This window comes from Arthrobacter psychrochitiniphilus, assembly GCF_003185915.1.
Taxonomy (GTDB): domain Bacteria; phylum Actinomycetota; class Actinomycetes; order Actinomycetales; family Micrococcaceae; genus Specibacter; species Specibacter psychrochitiniphilus.
In genome coordinates, this window is the sequence record NZ_QHLZ01000001.1 from 316,946 (window position 1) to 334,016 (window position 17,071).

17 protein-coding genes are annotated in these 17,071 nt (G+C 58.6%); 7 read left to right on the plus strand and 10 right to left on the minus strand.

What is annotated here, in order from left to right:
* Nucleotides 1-110 precede the first annotated feature (110 nt).
* The 4 genes from CVS29_RS01400 (at nucleotide 111) to CVS29_RS01415 (ending at nucleotide 3,590) form a co-directional block, all read left to right on the plus strand.
* Nucleotides 111-743, plus strand: a complete 633-nt coding sequence (locus CVS29_RS01400; RefSeq protein ID WP_110104539.1) for a Maf family protein — start codon at nucleotides 111-113, stop codon at nucleotides 741-743.
* Between the two features lie 107 nt (nucleotides 744-850).
* The gene (locus tag CVS29_RS01405; protein WP_110104540.1) at nucleotides 851-1,294 is read left to right on the plus strand and encodes a hypothetical protein; all 444 of its coding nucleotides are present in this window, start codon (nucleotides 851-853) and stop codon (nucleotides 1,292-1,294) included.
* A complete protein-coding gene (locus tag CVS29_RS01410; protein ID WP_110104541.1) occupies nucleotides 1,291-1,668 on the plus strand; it encodes a winged helix-turn-helix domain-containing protein in 378 nt (125 codons plus the stop codon). The genes CVS29_RS01405 and CVS29_RS01410 overlap by 4 nt, the downstream gene beginning before the upstream one ends.
* A gap of 122 nt (nucleotides 1,669-1,790) precedes the next feature.
* Complete coding sequence (locus CVS29_RS01415) at nucleotides 1,791-3,590, plus strand: acetyl/propionyl/methylcrotonyl-CoA carboxylase subunit alpha (RefSeq protein WP_110104542.1); 1,800 nt, start codon at nucleotides 1,791-1,793, stop codon at nucleotides 3,588-3,590.
* Nucleotides 3,591-3,693: 103 nt separating this feature from the next.
* On the opposite strand, the gene CVS29_RS01420 is transcribed toward CVS29_RS01415, so the two are convergent.
* Nucleotides 3,694-4,542 (minus strand): response regulator transcription factor, encoded by an 849-nt coding sequence (locus tag CVS29_RS01420; protein ID WP_110104543.1) that lies wholly within the window; start codon nucleotides 4,540-4,542, stop codon nucleotides 3,694-3,696.
* Nucleotides 4,543-4,764: 222 nt separating this feature from the next.
* Between CVS29_RS01420 and CVS29_RS01425 the strand changes: the two genes are divergently transcribed.
* Entirely contained in the window at nucleotides 4,765-6,432 is a 1,668-nt protein-coding gene (locus CVS29_RS01425) for a sensor histidine kinase (protein WP_110104544.1), read from the plus strand.
* Nucleotides 6,433-6,435: 3 nt separating this feature from the next.
* Here the strand turns inward: CVS29_RS01425 and CVS29_RS01430 are convergent, their stop codons facing one another.
* The 5 genes from CVS29_RS01430 to CVS29_RS01450 all read right to left on the minus strand — a co-directional run bounded on the left by CVS29_RS01430 (nucleotide 6,436) and on the right by CVS29_RS01450 (nucleotide 10,146).
* Complete coding sequence (locus CVS29_RS01430; protein WP_110104545.1) at nucleotides 6,436-7,449, minus strand: hypothetical protein; 1,014 nt, start codon at nucleotides 7,447-7,449, stop codon at nucleotides 6,436-6,438.
* Entirely contained in the window at nucleotides 7,446-8,315 is an 870-nt protein-coding gene (locus CVS29_RS01435; protein ID WP_110104546.1) for a hypothetical protein, read from the minus strand. Before CVS29_RS01435 ends, CVS29_RS01430 begins: the two co-directional genes overlap by 4 nt.
* A complete protein-coding gene (locus CVS29_RS01440) occupies nucleotides 8,312-8,923 on the minus strand; it encodes a signal peptidase I (RefSeq protein ID WP_110104547.1) in 612 nt (203 codons plus the stop codon). The genes CVS29_RS01435 and CVS29_RS01440 overlap by 4 nt, the downstream gene beginning before the upstream one ends.
* 12 nt (nucleotides 8,924-8,935) lie before the next feature.
* Nucleotides 8,936-9,529 carry a hypothetical protein gene (locus CVS29_RS01445; protein ID WP_110104548.1) on the minus strand — a complete coding sequence of 198 codons (594 nt, stop codon included), beginning with the start codon at nucleotides 9,527-9,529 and terminating at the stop codon, nucleotides 8,936-8,938.
* 74 nt (nucleotides 9,530-9,603) lie between these two features.
* Nucleotides 9,604-10,146 carry an alternate-type signal peptide domain-containing protein gene (locus CVS29_RS01450; protein WP_110104549.1) on the minus strand — a complete coding sequence of 181 codons (543 nt, stop codon included), beginning with the start codon at nucleotides 10,144-10,146 and terminating at the stop codon, nucleotides 9,604-9,606.
* Nucleotides 10,147-10,502: 356 nt separating this feature from the next.
* On the opposite strand from CVS29_RS01450, the gene CVS29_RS01455 reads away from it, so the two are divergent.
* Complete coding sequence (locus tag CVS29_RS01455; protein ID WP_110104550.1) at nucleotides 10,503-10,871, plus strand: Hpt domain-containing protein; 369 nt, start codon at nucleotides 10,503-10,505, stop codon at nucleotides 10,869-10,871.
* A 134-nt stretch (nucleotides 10,872-11,005) separates the two neighbouring features.
* Here the strand turns inward: CVS29_RS01455 and CVS29_RS01460 are convergent, their stop codons facing one another.
* The 3 genes from CVS29_RS01460 to CVS29_RS01470 form a co-directional block, all read right to left on the minus strand.
* The gene (locus tag CVS29_RS01460; protein ID WP_110104551.1) at nucleotides 11,006-12,415 is read right to left on the minus strand and encodes an MFS transporter; all 1,410 of its coding nucleotides are present in this window, start codon (nucleotides 12,413-12,415) and stop codon (nucleotides 11,006-11,008) included.
* Nucleotides 12,416-12,685: 270 nt separating this feature from the next.
* Nucleotides 12,686-12,823, minus strand: coding sequence for a MetS family NSS transporter small subunit (locus tag CVS29_RS01465; protein ID WP_110104552.1), 138 nt, complete (start codon nucleotides 12,821-12,823; stop codon nucleotides 12,686-12,688).
* Nucleotides 12,820-14,424 (minus strand): sodium-dependent transporter, encoded by a 1,605-nt coding sequence (locus CVS29_RS01470; protein WP_110104553.1) that lies wholly within the window; start codon nucleotides 14,422-14,424, stop codon nucleotides 12,820-12,822. The genes CVS29_RS01465 and CVS29_RS01470 overlap by 4 nt, the downstream gene beginning before the upstream one ends.
* 291 nt (nucleotides 14,425-14,715) lie before the next feature.
* On the opposite strand from CVS29_RS01470, the gene CVS29_RS01475 reads away from it, so the two are divergent.
* Nucleotides 14,716-15,582, plus strand: a complete 867-nt coding sequence (locus CVS29_RS01475; RefSeq protein WP_146212959.1) for a hypothetical protein — start codon at nucleotides 14,716-14,718, stop codon at nucleotides 15,580-15,582.
* Nucleotides 15,583-15,607: 25 nt separating this feature from the next.
* Here CVS29_RS01475 and CVS29_RS01480 read toward each other — a convergent pair whose 3' ends face one another.
* Nucleotides 15,608-17,044, minus strand: a complete 1,437-nt coding sequence (locus tag CVS29_RS01480) for an NAD(P)H-quinone dehydrogenase (protein WP_218867989.1) — start codon at nucleotides 17,042-17,044, stop codon at nucleotides 15,608-15,610.
* Between the last annotated feature and the right edge of the window lie 27 nt (nucleotides 17,045-17,071).

A 17,071-nucleotide genomic window follows, 5' to 3' on the forward strand; every position in this document is an offset into this window, starting at 1 on the left:
TATGGTGAACGCTCGTTCACTCCTTTAGTGAATCACCGTTCACCACCTCACGTCAAGATCTTTCTGCCCCAAAAGTTAGCAAAGAGAGGAACCCCACTTAGGCTGGGAGCATGACATTGCAGCTGATCCTCGCCTCCGCTTCTGCCGCCCGCACCAAACTGCTCACCGACGCCGGCATTACCCACACCGTCCAGGTTTCTGACACCGATGAGGATGCGTTGACTGCCGCCGCCGGCCCCATCACCCCCGCGGAGACCGCACTCCTACTGGCCCGGGCCAAGGCCGAATCCGTCGCTGCCACCGCCCCGTCCGGGTCACTGGTGATTGGCTGCGATTCCGTCTTTGAGCTCGACGGCGTCCCGTACGGCAAACCCTGGGAGCCGGCCATTGCCAAGGAGCGCTGGCAGTTGATGCGCGGGCGCTCGGGAGTTCTCCACACCGGGCATTGGCTCATTTCTTTAGGCAATACAGCCACGGACTGCGCCGAAACTCCCGTTGGGTACGGAGAGCTCACCAGCGCTGCGGTCACCTTTGAAGACGTCTCCGATGCTGAAATTGACGCCTATGTAGCCACTGGCGAGCCCTTGCACGTTGCGGGCGCGTTCACCATCGATGGCCTGGCAGGCGCGTTCATCACCAGCGTGGAGGGCGATCCCCACACGGTGGTGGGGCTGTCAATTTCAACGCTGCGCCGCCTGTTGGCCAAACATGGAGTAGCCATTACGGATTTCTGGGGCAGCTAGGTCCGCGCCCGCAGGCCCCATGAGCCTAAGAAACCACTTGACGGGGCGGAAAGTACTTTCGTATAGTTGAGCCAGAAGCAAGGCTCACGTATATGAAAGGGACGGTCATGTCAGCCCAGAACAGCTCCCCCTCCGCCGAGGAAGCCCGCGAACTTCTCGCCCGGGCCGAAGGAATCGGCACCACTGCCACGAACGCTGCAGGGTGGCCCGCCGCCATGGTTTTCAACTCCCTGGCAATTCTTGGCTCCATGCTCATGATTGGCCTGCACATCGTGGCCCACACCGGCTATGGCGCTCCGCTACTTGCTGTGACAGTGGGCATCTGGGCTGCCATCAACGCCACCATCTGGCCACTCATGCAGCACACCACAAAAACAGGCTTTAGCAAACGGTTCCTGACATCCATGTTCGGATACATGGGCCTCTACGTCATCGCACTGCTGGTGGGTGCCTTCGTCTTCCCGCACGGCAGCCTCGCCTACTACATTCCGGCCGCCGCCGCCTTAGCCGTACTTGGCCTGGCCGCCGCATTCAGGGAGCTGCGGGCATGAACGGGTCACCGGCACAAAAGGCAGGTGGCCAGAAGGCAAGTAAGCAGGAAGCGGGAAGCGTGCCAGCACATGAAGAAGCCCCACTTCATCCCCGCCATGAGCTCAGCGAGGTCCTACACCAGCCTGTCAGGTTTTCCATTGCCGCGGCCCTGTCCAGGACAGAGACCATGGACTTCAAGGACCTACGCAACACCATCCAAGTTAGCGATTCGGTCCTGAGCAAGCAGCTCTCCGCATTGGAGAAGGCCGGATTTGTGGAGATCAAGAAGGCGTTCGTGGGCAAGTTTCCACGCACATCAGTGAAACTCACAGCAGCAGGAACGCAGGCGTGGGAACACCACCTGGCTACGCTGCGCCTTATTGCCGGAGAGTAACCAAGGCAATAATTGTAGGAATCCCACAAAAGAAGTCGCGCCCACACGCATAAAGGGCATGATGTGTGAGGAAAATCCACATATGCACGCTAGGCTCTCTTGAGAATAGAAGGAGTCCGTCAGTGAGCATTTCACCATCTGCCCCGGCAAAAAAGCTGAGCAAAGTACTGATCGCCAATCGCGGCGAAATTGCCGTCCGCATCATCCGGGCGGCCCGCGATGAAGGCATCGCTTCCGTTGCCGTCTACGCCGAACCGGACAGGGAAGCACTGCACGTGCGGATGGCTGACGAGGCGTTTGCCCTGGGCGGCACCACCGCAGCGGACTCCTACCTGGTGATGGAGAAGATCATCGACGCCGCACGCCGCTCGGGAGCCGACTCCGTGCACCCCGGTTACGGCTTCCTGGCCGAAAATGCCGAGTTCGCCCAGCTGGTCATTGACGCAGGCATGACTTGGATTGGCCCCTCCCCCGAGGCCATCGCTGCCCTGGGAGATAAGGTCCAGGCCCGCCACATCGCCGAAAAAGTGGGCGCCCCGCTGGTTCCTGGCACCAAGAACCCGGTGCAATCCACCCAGGAAGTTCTGGACTTCGCCGACGAATTTGGCCTTCCCCTGGCCATCAAAGCAGCCTTTGGCGGTGGCGGCCGAGGTATCAAAGTGGTCCGCACCCGTGAGGAAATACCCGAACTGTACGAATCAGCCGTCCGCGAGGCTGTGGCAGCCTTTGGACGTGGCGAGTGCTTTGTAGAACGCTTCATGGACTCCCCGCGCCACGTGGAAACCCAATGTCTGGCAGATGCTGCAGGCAATGTGGTGGTAATTTCAACACGCGATTGCTCACTGCAGCGCCGCAACCAGAAGCTTGTTGAAGAAGCCCCGGCACCGTTCCTCACCGAGGAGCAGAACAAGCGCCTCTACGAATCCTCCAAGGCCATCTTGAAGGAAGCCAAGTACCTAGGCGCCGGCACCTGCGAGTTCCTGGTTGCCACCGACGGCACCATCTCCTTCCTGGAGGTCAACACGCGCCTGCAGGTGGAGCACACTGTCTCCGAAGAGGTCACCGGCATTGACCTGGTCCGTGAACAGTTCCGCCTGGCTTGCGGTGAGCTACTCGGCTACGGGGACCCCGAAATCCGTGGCCACTCCATCGAATTCCGCATCAACGGCGAGGACCCGGGCCGGGGCTTCATGCCCGCACCGGGCACCGTCACCACCATGGAATTGCCTACCGGCCCCGGCGTCCGCGTCGATTCCGGGATCACCGCCGGAGAGGTCATTGGTGGGAACTTCGATTCGATGCTCGCCAAGCTCATCGTCACCGGCGCCACCCGAGAACAAGCCCTGCAACGCTCCAGCCGCGCGCTGGCGGAAATGCAGATCGGCGGCCTGCCCACGGTGCTGCCCTTCCACCGCGCCGTGGTAGTGGACCCGGCGTTCGCCCCCACCGACGGCTCCGCGTTCACCACGCACACCCGTTGGATCGAGACCGAGTTCAACAACACCATCCCGGCCTTTGACTTAGTAGGTGCCGCCGGTTCCGCGGACGGCTCCGGCACGCGCCAAAGCGTCACCGTTGAGGTGGGTGGCAAACGCCTTGAGGTGACGCTGCCTGCCTCGTTCCAGGTGGCCAATGGAACAAGTAACGGCGGGAAGAAGGCAAAGAAGGCCGGACGCAACCGCACCTCCGGCCCGGCGGCTGCCAACGGCAACGCTCTGACCTCCCCCATGCAGGGAACCATTGTGAAGGTGGCCGTGGCCGACGGCGATGTGGTGGCCGAGGGCGATCTGATCGTGGTTCTGGAGGCCATGAAGATGGAGCAGCCCCTCACAGCTCACCGCGCCGGAACCGTCACGGGCCTCAGCGCAGCAGCAGGAGACACAGTCTCGGCCGGTGCCGTGCTGGCCACCATCGAGGACTAGTCCCCACCCACACACAGCCAACAGCTCAAACGCGCAAAAGGCCTCGGCGGGCTTGACCAGCACTGGTCAGCCCCGTCGAGGCCTTTTTGTCTGTGAGCTTGCGCTAGTGAACTAGCCGGTAGCCCACGCCTCGAACCGTCTTGATCCACCGGGGTTCCCTGGGGTTGTCACCTAATTTTCGGCGCAAATTTGCTACATGAACCTCAATGGTGCGCTCGTCAGCATCGCTGATGTAAGTTCCCGCATCGTATTCTTCACCGCGGAGCCAGCGGACCAGATCCGATTTAGTGCGTACCGCCCGCCCACTGTCCACAATGGCGCGGAGCAGATCAAACTCGGTGCGTGTCAGCTCAAGTTCCGTCCCGTCCACTTCCGCCGTACGGTCCCTACTATTGAGCACCAGTCCGTTCACAGAGAGAGCGGCCGTGGATACTGGGGCGGTTTCCATCGCGTTCACCGGTAGCACAGCGCTCACAGGCTGCGCTGCGTTGACAGGTGCAGGCTGTGATTGCGGCATTTTCATTTGAGCCAGCACCGGGACATTCTCTACGGCGGCAGCGGCCACCGGCGCCTCGCCTGCGGAGCGCGGGCGTCGCATCATGGCACTAATTCTGGCCCGTAGTTCACGGGGCCTAAACGGTTTTGTCAGGTAATCATCGGCGCCGGTTTCCAAGCCCATCAACGTGTCCATTTCATCGGCACGCCCCGTGAGCATGATGATGTAAGCATCGCTGAAGAGGCGGATTCGCCGGGCTACTTCAAACCCGTCAATGTCTGGTAAGCCCAGATCCAGCGTCACAATTGCAGGCTTCTTATCCCGAACCAGCCGCACGCCATCAGCTCCGTTGCTGGCTGCATGAACCTCAAAACCTGACTGACCCAGAATGACGCTGATCAGTTCCCGAATGTCCTGGTCATCTTCTACAATTACAGCCACACGTGGACTGTCCATTTTTCCCCTACCACATCACTTTGAGAACTAGAACATGACGCCACAGATGGCGTCCTGCGAGCCCACAGACCCGTTTATACATCAAGTATGACATCATCTTAAGCTGTGACACTTTGGTTCTTCCCGTTCCGGACAGCAATTGCATGAGAGCGCCGCCACATTGGTCCGGAGCAACTCTCACCTCTACACGGGAAGTGATAAAAAAATTTAGCGGAAGTAATTGTGCCTGACACCCACCCGAATCAGCTCCTTGGCAATCTCTTCTACCGGCGAACCCTGCGTGGGCGGGTGATCTTTGCCCAGCTCCCGTTCTTTCTCACGGTAGCCTTGGCCGGCATTTTGATTGCCGCTCTATACCCGGGCCTCTGGGGCAACCCACGTCTGCTGATCGGCTTGACTATCAACGCTCTCCTGGCGGTAGCTTGTTTCGTAGTCCCGTGGGATAAACTGCATCCGTCCTCCATTGTGGTAATTCCCTACCTCGATTTCATCGTGGTGGCATTCTTCCGTGAAGGCAGCCAGACACTGCTTTCGTCGGCCGGTCTACTAGGACTCTTTCCAGTTTTTTGGCTATGCGCTTCTGGAATTGCCCCTAAAACCGCCGTAGTTTCCAGTACTGTAGCAAGCTTGTCAATTGTCTGGGTTTCGGTCTTCATCTCCGGAAATGTCACTGCTGTGGCCTTGGCTAAACCGCTGCTTTTCCCCCTCATAATTTTGCTCTTCGCCATCACTGTGGTTGTCATAACCTCCAACATGGAGCACCAGCGCAACACCCTTCTGATCAGGGACAAGCAACTCCGGGAAGCACTGGCGGAGAGCCAGCACCGCGAGCGTCTTATGGAGACTGTGGTGGACACGGTGGGCGTGGGCGTACTGGTGGTGGATGCTGACGGCAATGATCAGCTGATGAACGCAGCGCAACGGCACATCCACTCCTTGGGCAGCCCTGTGGACAATGCCGATCCTAATGAGAGTGAGCTTCTGCTCTTTAGCCCGGACCGAGAGCCGCTGGCGCCAGAATCACGCCCTGTGCGCCGTGCCATCAATGGAGAAACGTTCACCAACTTCCAGATCTGGATCGGCACTGGTGAAGAGGCCCGGGCATTGTCCACCACGGCGCGCATGATCCGCCACGGCGATGGAGCCAGCGAAGGTTCCGTTATTGCTTTCCACGATGTCACTGACATGGTCAAGGCGATGAACGCCAAGAATGACTTCGTGGCCAATGTTTCCCATGAATTCCGCACTCCGCTGACGGCCATCCAGTCATACATTTCCTTAGTTCTTGAAGAACCGGACATGGACCCACAGGATGTAGCCCGCTTCTTGGGCATTGCCGAAAGAAATGCTGACCGTCTTAGCGGACTGGTGGCAGATTTGCTCACCAACTCAGCGATCACTGTGGAGCGCGCACCGGCCAACGTGGCCCAGCTGCTCTCAGATTGCCTTGCCTCTGCTGCACCATCCGCCGCGGCCAATAATGTGCTCTTGGAGCAGCAATGCCAGGAACCGCTGGTGGCATTTCTCGACGGCGTACGGATCAGTCAGGTGCTAGATAATCTGGTCTCGAACGCCATCAAGTATTCACCCCATGGTGGCACCCTTACGGTGAAGGTGTGGACGTATGGCACTGACTTGCACTGCGAGGTCAGTGATCAGGGCTTGGGTATGAGCGAATCGGAGCAAGCGAGCCTGTTCCAAAAGTTCTACCGCGCAGGCACCGCTGTGGAACGTGGCATCCCCGGGATAGGCCTGGGTTTGACGATCTCTAAGACCATCATTGAAACGCATGGCGGCACCTTGTCCGTTCTGAGTCACCTAGGAAAAGGGACCACCATGAAGATTGTCATCCCTGCGTGCGTGCTGGGCGCACACTTCGTGAGCGTTTAGCACTCACCAAACGCTGAAATTGTATTGCCCGTACTGCACCGTCTTATAGACAGGGTCTCCAGCTTGGCTGCCATTCATGGGCAGGATTCGCAGGGAGTACTGACCAAAGAAGGCGGCGTTGGAGACACTAGTTCCGGCCTGGTTATAGGACCGCGGAGGGAAAATCAGTGTTGCTCCAAGGTTCGAGGTAGTAAATTCCGTACCGTACTTGGGAGTAGAGCCGGAGAGCACAAGAGTCACCACATAGCTGGTAGCTTCACTGGGTGTCCAGCTGAGTTTCAGAACATTGTCATTGGGCCGGGAGGCTGGGGGCTCCGATCTGAGAACCAAAGCGCCCAAAGGCGGCTGAATGTTGGCGGCACCGTAGTCGCAACCAAAATTGTTTTTCCCGAAGTAGCGCATGGTTCTATAGCTCGGATCCCCCACAGCCCCCGTTGCGGTATTGACCGGCTGGATACGCAGCAAGTAGTTGCCGTAGGAGGAGTTGGTGTTTCCCAGTGTAAAAATAGCGTTTTTGGCCGTGACAGTTTGGGTCTGTAGGAAAACTGTCTGAGAAGTCTGGGACTTCAGCGTCACCATATAGCTGATATTGCTGGCTCGTTTCCCTTCCCAGCTAACATCCACACGTCCCGAACTTCCGGAGCTCTCACAACTCATGGTGCCGGCATCAACCATTGCCGGCAATGTCCTGATGGCAGGGTTGACCACAATGGTCCCGGTGCCGGCATCTACCGCTGGCGGCTGGCTGGGTGCGGAGGGCAAAGCCGAGGGCGTGGGAGAGACTGAAGGAACGGCCGACGGCGTGGGAGACGGAGCGGGCGCCGCACCGGCGGTGATGTCAATGGTGGCCGTGGCGCTTTGGTTCCAGTTTGCTACCGCAATGCCGCCCGCTCCCAGACCCAGAGTCAGGACAAAGGCAACGCCGGCAGCCCTCATTCCGGGCAGCTTAGACACGCGCCGGTTCTTCTCATCCGGACCACTGGCTTGGCCAGGAACATCTAGCTGATGGGGGTTCATTGAGTTCTTCTTTTCCTTCTTTGCCTTCTCAGTGAAATCACCACGTACGTACCTGCACTAAGGATTGCCAGCCACGGCCAAGGGCTGCGGCTGGTAGTGACAACATTACTTTGTCCCCATTGCGCTAGCTCCCACAGGGGCCCCAGGTCCGCTTCCTCCTGAATGAAAAGTTGAGTGGTACCCGCGGCTGCGCTAGCGCTGTCCCCGGGGCGTCCGCTGACCGGGACCCTGCCTATGGAAGCCCCGGCGCCGAGGGCTTCCTCTTGCGTTGCGCAGGCAGATACAGCTTGTCCCCCGCCCGGCTCATGCAAAAGGAAAATGGCATCAAGGAGGCTCTCTTGGTGACGGGTGGAATTCGGCGCGTTGATGTTCAACGCCAGGCTGAGCTCAATACGCAGGGATTCACCACTGGCAATTTTCCAGCCTTCAATTATGGTGGTGCAGGCTCCGGATCTGGCCGGAACAGCTGCGCTGGAGATCCAACGGGGCGAACGTGCCTCGAGTTGCAAATAGCTGGCTATGGCAGAATCTTTTCCCGAGCCCGTATTAGCTACCGCGAGAGCAAAATTGTTGGCCTGGCTGCTGGTATTGCGAACCCAAATAACACCGGTTCGTGATTCGCCAGGGACATAGCCTCTGTGCGGTTCAAGCACTGTGAGGGACTTTTCCGTCCTGTAATGGATGCCGTCACCGCTAAGCTCCAGCAGTGGCTCAGGCCTATTAGCAACCTGAGCAGGTGCAGTCAGTGCTGGAGCGGCCTGAGCTGGTGCAGCTACGGACAAGGCAACCATCACCACCACGGCGGCTGTCCGAATCCCGCGCCGCACCAGCAAGCCGGTGAAGACGCGCGTCTTGGCTCCCGTCACTGGCTGTGCCTGGAGTTACGCCCGGACCGCTTCTTTTCGAGAGCCCCGCGAACCATGCTCAGCGCCCCGAAACCAATGAATGCTGCAGCGAGGATGGGGATAATGCTCTCGCGTTCTTGGCCCACACTGTTGGCGATGAAACCCACCACCGGAATGGCGTAGAACAGCTTGCCCTTGACCTGAACTCCCAGGACTGGGTTGGGGTCCGGAAGAGAATTATTATCGCCTTGGGTTCGAACCTCGCGTTCACCGGACTGGCTAGCTCCAATGGAGATGATGCGGTGTGAGATGACCCCAGGCATGCCTGATTCAATCTGGTAGGTGATGACATCACCTACCCGCAACGCCTCAAACGGCGTGGGCTTGACTACCAAAAACGTTCCGGGAGCATATTTAGGTGCCATGGAGCTGGTCAGCACTGAGTAGGTCTGCGATCCAGTGGCCAGGGGAATGACAATCATTGCCAGGGCAGCCATGGCCACGGTCAGCAGCAGCACGTAGCTCAGTGCCTGTCCCACCAGGGGTAGCACGCGGGGACGGCCTTGTTCTGCCGCAGCCGCGTCATTACGGGGCGCAAGATCAATGGCAGAGTGGCTGATGACAGACATGGCGAGTCCCTTTTAGAGTTGGTTAACGAGGATCGGGATAGTGACCTGGGCGCTTTGCCCACTCAGGGAAGCAGGCATGGTGGCGGCAAGGCTCACTTGGAAACAGAACACTCCGGAACCATTTTTGATGATGTCAACTATTGGTGTTTCGGAGTCTTTGACCCCGTCATAAAGTGTTACTTGGCTGCACAGGGACAGTGAACTCGCAGTAGCGGTTTTGACACTCAGATACGGTGCCAGGGATGATCCCGCGGTGTTGCCTATGGTGGGAGTGGCGGTACTGGCACGGACGGTAAAATCTCCGCCGGCGTTAGTAATATTTTTCACTTCTACCCCCGCATAACTACTTTGCCCCGGGATGATGACGCCCATGGCGGTACTGCTCAATGAGAGTGTGGCTGAGGTGCCGTTGGGCAACGTCATGTCCGTGACTTTACTGGTGTTGGTATCAGTCAAGCTGATCCTGAAATCGGCGGCCTGCACTGTACCGGCGTTGGAGCTAACCGCCTTGTTCCACAGCGCATAGCTCCCCTGGACGGTGAACATTGCCAGCATGACTGCAATCAGCACAAGGCCGGTTACTTTCAATGCGTTGATGCTCTTCATGGCTGCTTCCATCGGCAGGGGTTGGTGGTGTGCCGGCTACATGCTGGCACACCACCGGGGTCTGGGAGCTTTGGTTACTTGGCGTTGCTAGCTACGGGGGCTTGCTGGACCAAGGAGTAGCCAATGCCGCTGAGGTCTACTGAGGTTTTAGTGGCCGTGCGTCCGGTGGTGGACTTGTTGAAGGTGAAGGTGGTGGAGGCCGTCACAACTCCGCTATCAGCGGGGACCAAGTCTGTAGTGGCGGAAACTACCGTCTTGTCGGCCTTGGTCAAGGTGGTTGCTGAGACGGTGGCATTAGCACCAAAGCCATCTGCTGCAGAGGCGCCGGTTACTGCCAGCCGGGCAACCATCAGGTCACCATCAAGGCTCACAGTCAGGGGCTGCGTGTAGGTCAGTGTGTCACCGGGGACCACATTGTATTTGACAATGTCAACAACGGTGTTGGAAGCGTTGGTCCACACACCGGCGGTGGCAGGAACCAGGTTCAAATCACCGGAAACTACCTTGCCCATGGAGGCGCTCTGCGCTTGGTTCCAGGTAGCCAACGTGCCGCCGCCGCCTACCATCAGGACAATTCCAACACCGGTTGCGATTACGCCTTTTGTCATCTTGTTCATTGCCAGACCCCTTGTTCGTTTTCTTCTTGGCAAGCGTTCCTGCCGATGAGAACTACTCTGCCGTCTCCAACTTAAGGAAGGGCACTGGAAATCTGGAAGGTTTGAACAAGTTAGTCTCAAGAACCAAAGATCCGCTCAATGCTCAAGAAAAGCTCAAGAAATGTAGCGGGAAGCGCGAACTTCCTATCCGAAAGGTTAGCGTTAAAGTCCTCATTCACGGTGTTTACTTAAGCTTCGCGCAAGTAGTTACTCAGGAGTGAAAAAACGTCAGTTTTCGTCTGTGCCACCGCTATCGTTGTTTCTAAAGCGTTGGCATAAGGCCGCACCATTAATGAGTCTGGAGGCATGGGAAATACATGGTTGTAACCCAGTTGCCGCTAGTATGCGTGGAGACACTGGTGGATTTGCAAGATTCCTTAGGTGGAGAAAGACGTTTGTGCCACGACTTTGTCAGCCGCTATCTGCAAATGTGGCCTGGGCGCTTTGCTCGCATTCATGCCGCTGTGGCAACCGGCAATAACGAGGCCGCCCTTGATGCGGCGTTGAGCCTGAGAAGTTCCTCCGTCATGGTGGGGGCAGCCCGGCTCGGTGAACTCACCACAGACCTCATCCTTCTCTTGGAATCCCACAGCCATGCTTTAGCCATGACAAAACTGGCCACGCTGCAGTCCTGCGGAAATCAAACCGCCGGTCAATTGGCAGACTTCTGCAAGCAGCAACACTAAATCCTCATAAGTAAGGGCCCGCCGGGACCAACCAGAAATGGTCGGTCCCGGCGGGCCCTTACTTATACCCGGCACGCGTACCCGGCACGTATACCCGGCACGCCTCGTTAGAGAAGCGTTCAAGCTAGCCGAGGCTAGCTGACGTTGGAGGTGTACTCCAGATCGCGGGTTTCCTTCATGATAAACAAGGCAATGAGAGTCAGCACCGCCATTGAGGTGAGGTAGATACCCACTAGGACGGGGCTTCCATCGGCAGCCTGCCACAGGGCAACGGCAATGAACGGGGCCACGGCGGCACCGAGGATGCTTGCCATGTTGTAGCTGATGGCGGATCCGGTGTAGCGCACGTTCGTGGGGAAGAGCTCGGGTAGTAGGGCACCCATGGGGCCAAACGTCAGCCCCATCAAGGTGAAGCCCAGAATCAGCAGCGCCATGACCCCGGCGGTGCCGGCACCCAGGAGCGGCACAAAGGTCAGCCCGAACAGGGCAATTGCCGCGGTGACCCACAGCAAGGTCTTGCGGCGGCCGTACTTCTCGGCCAGCGGGCCGGATACCAGCGTGAAGATGCCGAAGAACACCACACCGATGATGAGCATGATCAGGAATTCATTGCGGGTGTAGCCCAGGCCGGGCACCCAGGAGGCAATGGCATCGGCCGTCATGGGCTTGCCAGCAGCTTCCGCCTTGGCCTTGGCAGCTTCAATAGTTGCCGGAGCCGTGCCGTAGGAGAGCGTGAAGGTGGTCATCAAGTAGAACAACACATACGTGGCCAGCATGACAAAGGTACCCAGGATCAGGGGACGCCAGCTGGTTTTGAAGACACGGCCCACGGGCAGCTTGGAGACCTCGCCCTGGTCAATGACCTTCTGGAATGCCGGTGTCTCAACCAGCTTGAGGCGGACGTACAGGCCCACAATCACCATGACGGCACTGAGCAGGAACGGTACGCGCCAGCCCCAGGCCTGGAACTGTTCGGTGCTCAGGCCAAAGCTCAACCACAGGAAGATTCCGTTGGCCAGGATAAAGCCGATGGGTGCGCCCAGCTGCGGGAACGTGCCCCAAATGGCGCGTTTCCCGGGGGGCGCGTTCTCCGTGGCCAGCAGTGCCGCGCCACTCCACTCGCCGCCCAGGGCCAGGCCCTGCAGGAAGCGCATCACCACCAACAGTGCCGGTGCCCAAAAAGTCCATCCGGGTACCAGCGCTGTTGGCAGGCAACCAATCAGGAACGTGGCCACACCCATGGTGAGCAGTGACGCCACCAGGGTTCCCTTGCGGCCTACCTTGTCACCGAAGTGGCCAAAGACAATGGAGCCCAGCGGGCGGGCAACGAACGCCACACCGAAGATGGCGAAGGAGCTCAACAGCGCCGTGGCGGGGTCTGCGGTGGGGAAGAACAAGGCGGGGAAAACCAGTACGGCCGCAGTGGCATAGACATAGAAGTCGTAGAACTCAATGGTGGTACCAATGAGGCTGGCAATAATAACCCGGCCGCGGCTGTTGACAGGAGGTGTCTCCACGGTCTGCGCGTTGTGGGATGGGCTCATGAGGTGCTTTCTTTCCGGACTGTGCCGAGTTTGCATACCCGGCGCGGCGATTTCAATTCTTTCAAGCGCTCAATCCTAATCCTATGTCCAACTGATGGACAACTTCTGCCAGTATGTGGACACTTCTGTCAATTAGCTGCCCGGCTTTGGGCACAAAAAAGTACGACGCCGTAAGGTGCCCTTCCACGCGGAGGGAACCTTACGGCGTCGTACTTCAGGTGCAGCACTTCAGCTGCAGTACTTCAGGGCAGCGCTTCAGCTGCAGGAAGGCTAGAGCTCCTGGGGCAGATCCTCGGGAAGCTGCTCGTCCTCTTCCGGGTGACGGGCAAGGTTCCATAGGGCCAGGCTAAACCCGCCGCCAATGGTCAGCACGGCAATAATCATCATGGTGATGGCTACAGGGGTCATGAATTCACCTCTTTAAGGTTGTTGTCAACATCGCCTTCCGCGTGTGCGGCGGCATTGAATGCTTCGTATTCGGGATCCTTGAGCTTGGACTTCTCGCTCCAGGGAATCAGGGAGAGCAGCAGTGCGCCCACAATCAGGGCACCAGCCATGCCCCAGCCAAAGACTCCGTTGAACCAGGCAGGGTAGTCGGAGTACTGTTCGGAACTCTTGGACTGGAGCTCATTGATGAGCAGGTAGCCCAGGACCACCGGCACCACGCCGCCCACCAGAATGCGCCATACGGTACCTACCTTCAGGGTGGAGGTCACATTGAGGTGTTTTTGCAGGCGTGGGAGGCTGCCCAGCCCGGCGGAGATCACAATGATCGCTACCAAGGCGCATGCAAGAATGCCGAACTGGTTCACAAACGCGTCCGAGGTGTCCAGGAGTTGGATGCCCGTGGTGGTGGGGAACAGGATCAGCGAGATCACGGCAATGGGAATGGTGACTACCAGGGTGGCGCCCTTGCGGCTCCAGCCCAATTTGTCTTGGAACGCCGCCACAATGACTTCAAGGATGGAGACCAGTGAGGTCAATCCGGCAAACACCAGCGAACCAAAGAACAGCACGCCTAGAACTGCGCCGAAGGGAGCTTCGGAAACAATGGTGGGGAATGCTACGAACGCCAGCCCAATACCGCCGGAGGCTACTTCATCCACGGCCACCCCGGAGGCCACGGACATGAATCCAAGGGCCGCAAAGACGCCGATCCCGGCCAGAAGTTCAAAGCCGGAGTTAGCGAAGGCCACTACCAGGCCGGAGCCAGTCAGATCGGTCTTGCGCTTGAGGTAGGAGGAATACGTGACCATGATGCCAAAGGCCACGGAGAGGGAGAAGAAGATGTGGCCGAAGGCCGCTGCCCAGACACTGGGGTTTTGCAGGGCTGTCCAGTCGGGGGTGAAGAAGGCATTCAAGCCCACCATGGCACCGTCCAGGAACAGCGATTGCACCACCAGGACCACAAACATGACCACCAGCAGCGGCAGGAACACTGCGTTGGCCCGTGAAATGCCCTTGTTCACGCCAGCCACCATGATCACAATGACCACAATCCATACTGCGAGCATGGGGAAGAATACCTTGGAGACGAAGTCAAAGGAGACTCCGGCCGTATCCGCCGTCTGCAGGAAATCGCCAAAGAAGAACCCCTCTGCATCATCTCCCCAGGCCTTTGTCACGGAGAACCACGTATACATGGCAGCCCACGCGATGATCGCGGCGTAGTAGATGGCGATGACAAAGCAGATCAGTACCTGCCACCAGCCAATGGGTTCAGCAGCGCGGTGCAGGCGCCGGTAGGACAACGGGGCTGAGCCGCGGAAGCGGTGGCCAATGGAGTAGTCCAAAAAGAGCAGCGGGATGCCCGCACACAACAGCGCCACCAGGTAAGGGATCAAGAAGGCGCCCCCACCGTTTTCGTAAGCGATGTAGGGGAAACGCCAAATATTGCCCAGGCCAACGGCGGAGCCGATCGCTGAGAGGATGAACAGTTTTCGCGAGGAGAAGGTCTCTCGACGGGCCGGAGCAGCCGCTCTACTCCGGCCAGCGGGTGAATTTGTCATGAGGCCACATTAACCCATCCGTGAGCAAGTTTCGTCATTTTGGGAACTACTTGGCGCTCTCAAACGTTCCTGGAGAGCCCAGTGGCACTGCCGCGGCGAGCTCAGCAACCGCAGCTGGAAGCAAGTACTTGCCCGCAAAAATGCAGGTACCACTACTGGTGCCACGGCTTGGGGATTCCCTTACACTCGCTACACAGGGACACCGCTCTGTGCAGGATTGAGGTGGCAGCGATGGCTTCTTGGGGCAGTTTAGAATCCTCGGGCTCTGAGCTTTGTAGCTCGAATAGACGTGTGAGCAAAGCAAGGAGACGGCACCTGCGCAGCGCGGCGGTCACGGTGGCGCTGACGCTGCTTCTGCCACTCGCCGCTTGTTCCTCTAACCAAAGCCCATCACCGACACTGGCACCGCATGATCCGGGATGTACGGTTGACTTCCCGCACCGGGAAACGGTTGAGACCAGCGATCCTGGCGAAGTTAAATACCTGAACTACATAGCGGTGTGCAGTAACGAAACTTCCGGGACAATCTCACTGCAGAATTATAGCGAGATGGTGTGGGCTTTCAGTGACTCTTTTCGTGCGCCCCTGATCACGGCAGATGAACGCAGCCCCGAAGTTGCCCTCTTTCACAGTACTTTTCCATCCTATTACAGCACCACCTACATGGTTCCGGGAGAAATTGTCACCGTCAACGGCGCAGACCAGAGCCTCTCTTGGGCTATTCACCCGGACCTGAGCGTGGCCTGGACGGGAAGCAGTTTTATTCTCAAGACGTTCAATGATTACGGTATGGATGCCTTGGATGAAATCATGGCGGAAGGTTCCCCCACGCACCAAGCCTTCTGGGACTGCACTCATGCGCTCTATGACACTGGCGCTCAAGTACACAAGTCCCTCACAACCGTTGACTACGATCCCCTTGAGCAGCTCAAGGACGGCTGGGATCTGAGCAACAGTGCCGGAACGTGTGCCACCTCATGGAAAAGCGCCGCCCGCGAAAGCCGCCAAGCAAAGATACCCCAATGGTCTGCGTTCACGGACGATGCCTACAGGGCGCTGGAACCCGGAGCAGGACTGGGCACTAAAATGACCGGCCTGAAGGCTGCTGTCCAAGAAATGCTGCCGCGGATTTGCGCCGCACTCCCAAAGGTGTGTTAGCGCGCTGCACAACCAGGCAACATCGTTACATGTGCACGTGCAGGCGGCGGGCGGCCTCGGCAATAGAGCCTGAAAGTGAGGGGTACACGGTAAAGGTGTTGGCCAGATCATCCACGTGGAGCTTCTGCGTCACGGCCAAGGCAATGGGGAAGATCAGTTCACAGGCTCCCGCCCCCACTACTACGCCGCCAATGACGGTTCCGGAGCCCTTGCGAGCAATGATCTTAATGAAGCCCTCGTTGACGTTACGCATCTTGGCCCGCGCGTTGGTCTGCAGGGAGAGCTTGATGACATCACCTTGATATTTACCGGAGGCCAGATCCGCCTCTGAGACACCCACGGAAGCAATTTCCGGGGAGGTGAAAATGTTAGAGGAGACCTGGTTCAGCTTCAAGGGCCGCACACCGTCGCCGCCCAAATGAGCCACCGCAATACGTCCCTGCATGGCGGAGACGGAGGCCAACGCGAATACACCCGTGCAGTCCCCTGCGGCGTAGACGTTGGGGGCGCTGGTGCGGGAGACGCCGTCAACCTTGATGTGGCCAGTGGGGGTGACTTCCACGCCGGCAGCTTCCAAACCAATATCGGTGGTGTTGGGGATGGAGCCTACGCATACCAGGCAGTGCGTGCCGGTGATCTGCGAGCCGTCTCCCAAGGTGACAATGACGCCGTCGGCAGTGCGCTCCACGGCCTCGGCACGTGACTGGGACAGCACGCGCAGCCCGCGGCGGGCAAAGACGTCTTCCAGAACGGCGGCGGCGTCGGAGTCCTCACCGGGGAGGACCTGGTCACGGCTGGAAATCAAGGTGACTTTAGAGCCCAGGCCATTGAAGCCGGAAGCGAATTCGGCTCCGGTCACACCGGAACCCACCACAATGAGCTCTTCGGGGAGTTCCTCAAGGTTATAGATCTGAGTCCAGTTCAAGATCCGTTCCCCGTCAGGCTGCGCCGTGGCCAGCTCGCGGGGGTGGGCGCCAACGGCCACGAGGATGGCGTCCGCTTTGATGATTTCCTTGGTCTCGCCGCGGTCAACTTCAATGGTGCGGTTATCCAGCAACCGGCCGGTGCCAATGATGATTTTGACACCCACTGCTTCGAGTCCGCGGCGAATATCAGTTGACTGCTCACGGGCCAGGCGCATCACGCGCTCATTAATTTGCTTGAGATCGGCCTTCATAGCGGCTTTGGGGTTGCCGTCGGTGGCATTAAAACTGACACCGAGCTCGGTGGAGTCAATGCTGCGGTTCATGGCTTCAGCCGCGGCAATCAGCGTCTTGGAGGGAACCACATCGGTGAGGACCGCGGAGCCTCCCATTCCGGCGCGTTCCACAATGGTCACCTCGGAGCCCATGGACGCTGCCACCATGGCGGCTTCATATCCGCCGGGGCCACCGCCAAGAATAGCGAGGCGGGGAAGGGCAAAGGGCTTGAAGACATCCTGATTGCTGGTCACAGTTCTCAATTCTCGCCTATCGGTGCGTAGGCACCA

Coding starts and splice junctions, on each gene's coding strand:
- CVS29_RS01405 (WP_110104540.1), top strand. CDS start 851: ATGTCAGCCCAGAACAGCTCCCCCTCCGCCGAGGAAGCCCGCGAACTT.
- CVS29_RS01410 (WP_110104541.1), top strand. CDS start 1,291: ATGAACGGGTCACCGGCACAAAAGGCAGGTGGCCAGAAGGCAAGTAAG.
- CVS29_RS01420 (WP_110104543.1), bottom strand. CDS start 4,542: ATGGACAGTCCACGTGTGGCTGTAATTGTAGAAGATGACCAGGACATT.
- CVS29_RS01455 (WP_110104550.1), top strand. CDS start 10,503: ATGGTTGTAACCCAGTTGCCGCTAGTATGCGTGGAGACACTGGTGGAT.
- CVS29_RS01460 (WP_110104551.1), bottom strand. CDS start 12,415: ATGAGCCCATCCCACAACGCGCAGACCGTGGAGACACCTCCTGTCAAC.
- CVS29_RS01445 (WP_110104548.1), bottom strand. CDS start 9,529: ATGAAGAGCATCAACGCATTGAAAGTAACCGGCCTTGTGCTGATTGCA.
- CVS29_RS01465 (WP_110104552.1), bottom strand. CDS start 12,823: ATGACCCCTGTAGCCATCACCATGATGATTATTGCCGTGCTGACCATT.
- CVS29_RS01400 (WP_110104539.1), top strand. CDS start 111: ATGACATTGCAGCTGATCCTCGCCTCCGCTTCTGCCGCCCGCACCAAA.
- CVS29_RS01470 (WP_110104553.1), bottom strand. CDS start 14,424: ATGACAAATTCACCCGCTGGCCGGAGTAGAGCGGCTGCTCCGGCCCGT.
- CVS29_RS01430 (WP_110104545.1), bottom strand. CDS start 7,449: ATGAACCCCCATCAGCTAGATGTTCCTGGCCAAGCCAGTGGTCCGGAT.
- CVS29_RS01440 (WP_110104547.1), bottom strand. CDS start 8,923: ATGTCTGTCATCAGCCACTCTGCCATTGATCTTGCGCCCCGTAATGAC.
- CVS29_RS01450 (WP_110104549.1), bottom strand. CDS start 10,146: ATGAACAAGATGACAAAAGGCGTAATCGCAACCGGTGTTGGAATTGTC.